A 6,079-nucleotide genomic window follows, 5' to 3' on the forward strand; every position below is an offset into this window, starting at 1 on the left:
CGTCATCTTCGCTCCTGATTCGCAGCAAGAATCCTCGCCGCTGTCAGGCAGAAAATCCACTCAAGCTACTGTCCGAATTTGCGGGGCCAGCTCTATAGTTTCCATTCATTCGCGCAGACCCCCGAGCCACAGCTGTAGCAGCGGCATTGGAGGCGGGCAATTGTGCATCATTCTCGTTGAGCTTCAGCGCCAACTCCACCAGACGGCGGAATCGCCAGTTTGCGGCCATCTCGAGGCACCCAGGCAGACTTGACTTACAATGCAGATGCATTACATTGGGATGTCGTGACGACGCAAGGAGCCGCTATGGCCAAGACCGCCGAAATCCTCTCGATCCCCGCGACCATCACAGACCGCGGCCAGACGACCGTGCCCGCCGCCATCCGCAAAATGCTGGCCCTGGGAAAGCGCGACCAGGTCGTGTTTCGGGGGCTCGCTGACGGCACCGTTGTGATCGCGAAGAAGCAGTTGAGCGCCGACCACGGCGATCCGGTGATCGGCACGTTCCTCGCGTTCCTGGCCCGCGACATGGGGAGCGAGCCAGCCCGGATCCGGCCGGTGCCGAAGTCGCTGGTCGCGCGCGGCAAGGGCTTGGTCAAGGGTGTTAAGGTCGATCTCGACGCGGCGCTGCCGGAAGACGATACGTGAGCGACGACACCTTCGGGGTTAACGGTTGGACGGTCTACGCCCATCCGCTATTTCTCGACCAGTTCGAGACTATGATCGCGGCGGTCGAGAAGGCGCGCAAGAAGGATCCGAAGGGATACAAGAAGAAGCGCGCCGCGAAGCTCCTGTCGGCTGTCTTGAAGGTGGCGTTCGACGACATTCCGAGTGACCCAACGCGTGACGTCTATCGGCAGGGCGGCACTCTCGGCGACGAGTACAAGCACTGGTTCCGCGCGAAATTGCTGCAGCAGTTCCGCCTGTTCTTCCGCTATCAGCAATCGGCGGACGCCAAGATCATCGTTCTCGCCTGGGTGAACGACGACTCGACGCTGCGCGCCTACGAGAGCGCGAACGACGCCTACGCCGTGTTCAGGAAGATGCTGGACCGCGGGAACCCGCCGGACTCGTGGAACGAACTCGTAGCCGCGGCCTCGACTGGCGAATCCAAGACGCGTCTATCGCGCTCGACGCGCGGGAGATGACCCCAGCTGGCCTCGTTCGGCCGCGACCGCCCGCTGATCCGGCCCGCGCCGCCGGCACCGGTCTGCAGCGAGAGACACGATTCGGCCAGGAAGAGTCCGTGAAATGCCCACCATCCAGCTGTCGGCTACGCCCAAAGGCAGCGGCGAATGCGCCGACTGTCCGGCGACATCATCATCAGCATTCCACCTGTTAAGCCGTGTAGACGGAGGCGACATTTCAGCCCTCCGATGCGGGTGAACCGGTTCGTGTTCCTCAACCTTCCAATACTTCAGCCTCGATCCCCTTTACCTGCGGGCATCAATGCACCTCCGACCTGCCCGCGGGTTCCCGTCACCAGTATCCGCCCGTACAATGGAAGTTTTGGATGTCGGCAAGCAGCGGCGCGGCCGCGTCCTTGGCCGAGAGCGACGGCTTTTTGATACCCCAGTTTATACCGATCACCGGGTCGTCCCAGCGGATCGAAACCTCGTTCTCCGGATTATAGAAATCATCGCATTTGTAGAAAAAGTCCGCGGTCTCTGAGAGCACACAACGAAACCGTGCGCGAATCCGCGCGGAACCCATAGTTGCCGCCGGTTATGCTCGCTTAATTCGGCGGCAACGTAGCGTCCGAAATTCGGGCTCCGGACGCGGACGTCGACCGCGAGGTCGAGCACCTTGCCCCTCATTGATGGATGTCCAGACAATCGGACTCGCGGCGCACTAAGCGGAGTTGAGTGAACGCTAGTGAGGCTCGCGACAATTAACTACAGTCGCCTTAAGATCGTGGAGCATGCCCGTGATCCCGTCGATGAGCTCGTCGATTTGATCCTTGTTGACGATCAGAGGTGGGCATATCGACAATGCATCGTCTACATTCCGCACGATGATCCCTCGCTCGTGCAGCAACCGGCTCGCAATGCTGCCAACATCGCCCGGAGTAGTAGCGGCGACTTTCCGTTTCTTGTCCAGCACCAGCTCGATTGCCGCAATAAGGCCAACGCCACGGACCTCCCCAACGAGTGGATGGTCAACGAGCGTGCGCAGCCGTTCCTGCATGTAGGCCCCGATGCGGCCAACGTTCGCAATCAGACCCCGCTCCTCGATGAGTTTGAGGTTTTCGAGCGCTACGGCGGCTCCGACCGGGTGACCACCGCCCGTGAAGCCATGAGCCAGCAGTCCAACCTTATTGCTCTCGTCCGCGATTGGTTCGAACATGTAGTCATTCATTATGATCGCAGATAACGGAAAATAACTGGACGTGAGCTGCTTCGACACCACGATTACATCGGGCGCGATGTTGTAGGTTTCGCAACCGAACATTTTTCCTGTCCGGCCAAAGCCGCAAATCACCTCATCAGCGACCAAAAGGATGCTATGCTTTTTTAGCACACTTTGAATTTTGTCCCAGTAAGTCGGCGGCGGAACGATGACGCCGCCCGCGCCCATGACAGGCTCACCGAAGAATGCTGCAATGGTATCGGCACCTTCGCGCTGAATCAGCGACTCGAGCTCCTCGGCCCGACGCGTAGCAAAGGTCTCCTCCGATTCGCCCGCACGGCTGTCCTTGTAGAAATGGGGGGAGCCCGTGTGCATAATGTTGGGGAGCGGCAGATCGAAAGAGCGGTGGTTGTCTGGAAATCCGGTCAGGCTTGCCGCACCGATCGTGACGCCGTGATAGCCGCGCAACCGGCTGATGACCTTCTTGCGCTGAGGCTGGCCCGCTGCATTCGATCGATAGGCGATCAGCTTCAACACCGTATCGTTCGCTTCCGAGCCGGAATTTGTGAAGAACACCTTACTCATTGGCACCGGAGACATCTTCACCAGCTTCTCGGCAAGCGCGATGGAAGGCCCATTCGATCGTGATGCGAAGGTATGATAGAATGGCAGGATTTGCATCTGGCGATGCGCGGCTTCGATAAGCCGCTTTTCGCTGAAGCCAAGACCCGCACTCCAGAGACCGGCCATCGCATCGAGGTAGCGTTTTCCTGCCGTGTCGAAGACGTAGGGGCCCTCGCCGCGTTCAATTATGAGCGGCCCGGCCCGTTGGTGCGACCGCGCGTTGGTATAGGCGTGAAGCTGATAGGCCACATCTCGGGCCTGTTGAGAACTGGGCAGCATGGTCGGCGTCACATCATCGGTTCAGAATTGGATAGGGACCGGAGCATCATGTGGGGAAGCGCCGGTCCGTTTCCGGCTTCTCTGGGCCTTGCGATAGTCGTCGTTGACGATCGCTTTAAAGGGATTCGCTTTTGCCTATGCCTGACCACAGGCTTAACTGGCGGCGCGACGCACTGTCTGGAAGTGATCACAGAAAGGTGACGATGTTCAGCACGACAAAGCGTCGGATTTCCGGGACGCGTTAGTCGCCGACGGGAGCTTCCATCAAACTGCCGGCGGCGTTCAGGCCGTAGAGAGTCGGTGGTCGTAGCGCCGTGGACCGCGGTTACGTATTCGAGCCCACCACGTTCAGGCCGTCCGCTCCGCTAAAGGCCAGCGTGTCATGTGTGTTTAGCACGTTATCCCAGCTGCTGCCGCGCGTCGTCACGGACTGGTTGGGCTCCGAGCCAACACGCGTGATGAGTAACACTGTAAGCAACAACCCGCTCTGATTGACCAGTTTCTTGTGGGCCATCAGTGATCTCCTTGATCTGGTCGGTGTCCCGGCTTTGCGCGGTGATCTGCGACCGAGTTTGCCCCAGAATACCTTAACTCGTTGAGTTGGTCGCCTGCCAAAGCTTGTAGGCTCACTCCCAACCGGCACCGTCAAGTTAACGAATAGGGGTGGCCGATGGGGTAGACGACCGGCATGCCGACCGCCCGGGCCCCTCTTTATCGCCGCCATCGCTTCCCACCGGAAGTGATCAGCTATGCCGTTTGGTTGTATTTCCGGTTTCCCTTAAGCTTGCGCATGGTCGAGGAAATGCTGGCGGCGCGTGGCATTGGCGTGACCTATGAAACCGTGCGCCAGTGGGGACGGAAATTCGGCAAGCCGTTCTCCGATCGGATCCGCCAGCGCGCTCCCGCCCGCGGTGACAAATGGCATCTGGACGAGGTCGTTATCTCGATCGCGGGCGAACAACATTGGCTCTGGCGCGCTGTCGACCAGGATGGCTTCGTTCTCGACGTCTTGATCCAGCGCCGAAGAGACTCGCGCGCTGCGCAGCTTCTCATGAAGAAGCTCTTGAAATCCGCCGGCACGCCGCCGCGCGTGATGATCACGGATAAGCTGCGTTCGTACGGCGCTGCGAGGGCGAAGATGGGCTTTCACGTCGAACATCGCCAGCACAAAGCTCTCAACAATCGGGCCGAAAATTCTCATCAGCCGACGCGAGCGGATCATGAAGCGTTTCAAATCGTCCCATCAGGCTCAACGCTTTCTGTCAGTTCACGATCAGGTCGCGAACCTTTTCCACATCCCCTATGCCGGAGCCGCCACCGCCGACTTCCGTCGTGCTTCGCGCGAGCGAGCCTTTGCGACTTGGCGCGAGATCTCCATGACAAGCGCTATCGCCGAATCTCGACCTCTGAGAATCGCCGCCTTCGGCTCGGCGGTCGATTAAGTTGACGATGCCGTTCCGGGATGCGTGGGGCGAACCGGCGCAGCGGTTCGACCTCGGGCAACCCAATCTTCCAGCCGAATTTGTTGCTCCCTATGCCGAGGCGTTCCGGGGGCATCATGCATCGTCGTCACCTAGCACGCGTCACCAATGCTGGAAAGCACTGAAGTTCTTTGCCCGCTTTCTCGCCGATAGCGGCAGGGTTCAGGCGCCGGCCGATTTGACGACCGAATTGTTCGGCCAATACATCTTATGGCTGGACGCCTTGCCTTCCCGAACCGGCAAACCCTGTGCTCAGCTTTCGCGCTTACTGGCGGCAAGCTAACGGCAATCCATCGTTGCGTCCGTTTCTTGACCTGCGTCGTGAACGCTATGACCGAGGTGCGAGCTGAGTGTATTTCGCCGTGCTTTCGCGAAGGCGCGGTCGGTCGCCATGCGACGCTCGATCATCGGCGCAATCAGTTTAGCAGGCTCGGTCCGCGTCATCAGACCTACGCTATGCGTCAGGATCTCGGCGTAGCTTCTGAGATCCCTAAAGACCGCCGCCGGCAGCTCGGTCGTGAGCTTGACTGGCTTGTCGTCTTCAAGCGGCCCAAGCTTGAGCTTCGTCATGGCGCTCCTCCATTGCTGTAGGGCGCCAGCACCAAATCGCGCGTGCCGATCACGCGGACCGGAAACCTGGCCGGATGGTCAGCGTCGGCTGGATGTTGAGCTGACGCTGCACGACCAATTGGCCGGTCTGGCTGATGCTGATGGACGCACCGCTACGGATCGCTTGAACGAGGTTGTTCTCATTTGGCTCGTGCCGCCTCTGCTCCGACGCTGAGCATGGTCGAGAGAACGGCGGCCTTGAATAGCATGCCCCAGTGGTTGTCGACATCGTCCTCGAGTCCGGCATAACCACCACTGTCGGCGCCCGGCTGGCGCTCCAGCACGATCGAGTTGCCGTCCGGTATGATGATGCGAGTCCAGACCAAGAGGATTCGACTCTGGCCGTCCGCACGGCCGCTTTTTAGGCGATGATCTGACTGGCGTGGGCGCGCTCTCGGTGCAGTTTGGGCTTTGCTTGAACTAGGGTCCAGACTCAATTGAGCCAATATGCGACGAGAGCGGCGAGATGAACAGCGGCCAAAAAATTACGGGCGAGCTTGTCATATCGCGTGGCGATGCGCCGGAAGTCCTTGAGCCTGCCAAAGCAGCGTTCGATGACATTTCGTCCTTTGTAGGCGCGTTTGTTGAAGCGATGGATGACGACACGGTTAGATTTATTGGGGATTACGGGCTTGGCGCCACGACGAATGATTGCGCCGCGAAGCTTGTCGCCATCATACCCTTGGCGAGGAGCACGCTCATGGGTGGCGCGAGCGCCAGGACATCGGGAGCCGCAG

8 protein-coding genes and 3 pseudogenes are annotated in these 6,079 nt (G+C 59.7%); 4 read left to right on the top strand and 7 right to left on the bottom strand.

What is annotated here, in order from left to right:
* Positions 1-306 precede the first annotated feature (306 nt).
* Together IQ16_RS44520 and IQ16_RS44525 are read left to right on the top strand one after the other, a co-directional pair.
* Entirely contained in the window at positions 307-648 is a 342-nt protein-coding gene (locus tag IQ16_RS44520) for a type II toxin-antitoxin system PrlF family antitoxin (RefSeq protein ID WP_026312989.1), read from the top strand.
* Positions 645-1,148 carry a type II toxin-antitoxin system YhaV family toxin gene (locus tag IQ16_RS44525; RefSeq protein WP_011084500.1) on the top strand — a complete coding sequence of 168 codons (504 nt, stop codon included), beginning with the start codon at positions 645-647 and terminating at the stop codon, positions 1,146-1,148. The genes IQ16_RS44520 and IQ16_RS44525 overlap by 4 nt, the downstream gene beginning before the upstream one ends.
* 331 nt (positions 1,149-1,479) lie before the next feature.
* Here IQ16_RS44525 and IQ16_RS47795 read toward each other — a convergent pair whose 3' ends face one another.
* The 4 genes from IQ16_RS47795 to IQ16_RS44540 form a co-directional block, all read right to left on the bottom strand.
* Positions 1,480-1,677: a dTDP-4-dehydrorhamnose 3,5-epimerase family protein gene (locus IQ16_RS47795; RefSeq protein ID WP_018648901.1), complete on the bottom strand. Its 198-nt coding sequence runs from the start codon at positions 1,675-1,677 to the stop codon at positions 1,480-1,482.
* Positions 1,587-1,817: a dTDP-4-dehydrorhamnose 3,5-epimerase family protein gene (locus tag IQ16_RS44530; protein ID WP_370141017.1), complete on the bottom strand. Its 231-nt coding sequence runs from the start codon at positions 1,815-1,817 to the stop codon at positions 1,587-1,589. Before IQ16_RS44530 ends, IQ16_RS47795 begins: the two co-directional genes overlap by 91 nt.
* Before the next feature lie 55 nt (positions 1,818-1,872).
* Positions 1,873-3,252: an aspartate aminotransferase family protein gene (locus IQ16_RS44535; RefSeq protein WP_035668747.1), complete on the bottom strand. Its 1,380-nt coding sequence runs from the start codon at positions 3,250-3,252 to the stop codon at positions 1,873-1,875.
* Positions 3,253-3,577: 325 nt separating this feature from the next.
* Positions 3,578-3,766 carry a hypothetical protein gene (locus tag IQ16_RS44540; protein WP_014498007.1) on the bottom strand — a complete coding sequence of 63 codons (189 nt, stop codon included), beginning with the start codon at positions 3,764-3,766 and terminating at the stop codon, positions 3,578-3,580.
* A gap of 174 nt (positions 3,767-3,940) precedes the next feature.
* Between IQ16_RS44540 and IQ16_RS44545 the strand changes: the two are divergent.
* Together IQ16_RS44545 and IQ16_RS44550 are read left to right on the top strand one after the other, a co-directional pair.
* A pseudogene (locus tag IQ16_RS44545) lies at positions 3,941-4,694 on the top strand (IS6 family transposase).
* Between the two features lie 7 nt (positions 4,695-4,701).
* Positions 4,702-5,016: a hypothetical protein gene (locus IQ16_RS44550; protein ID WP_011084497.1), complete on the top strand. Its 315-nt coding sequence runs from the start codon at positions 4,702-4,704 to the stop codon at positions 5,014-5,016.
* Here IQ16_RS44550 and IQ16_RS44555 read toward each other — a convergent pair.
* The 3 genes and pseudogenes from IQ16_RS44555 to IQ16_RS44565 form a co-directional block, all read right to left on the bottom strand.
* Complete coding sequence (locus tag IQ16_RS44555; protein WP_011084496.1) at positions 5,013-5,303, bottom strand: DUF2274 domain-containing protein; 291 nt, start codon at positions 5,301-5,303, stop codon at positions 5,013-5,015. The genes IQ16_RS44550 and IQ16_RS44555 overlap by 4 nt on opposite strands.
* Positions 5,300-5,701: pseudogene (locus IQ16_RS44560) on the bottom strand (TraB/TrbI/VirB10 family type IV secretion system protein); the annotation flags it as partial. The pseudogene IQ16_RS44560 and the gene IQ16_RS44555, both read right to left, overlap by 4 nt.
* Positions 5,702-5,775: 74 nt before the next feature.
* A pseudogene (locus IQ16_RS44565) lies at positions 5,776-6,079 on the bottom strand (transposase); the annotation flags it as partial.

Source organism: Bradyrhizobium huanghuaihaiense (genome assembly GCF_007830635.1).
Lineage (GTDB): Bacteria > Pseudomonadota > Alphaproteobacteria > Rhizobiales > Xanthobacteraceae > Bradyrhizobium > Bradyrhizobium huanghuaihaiense.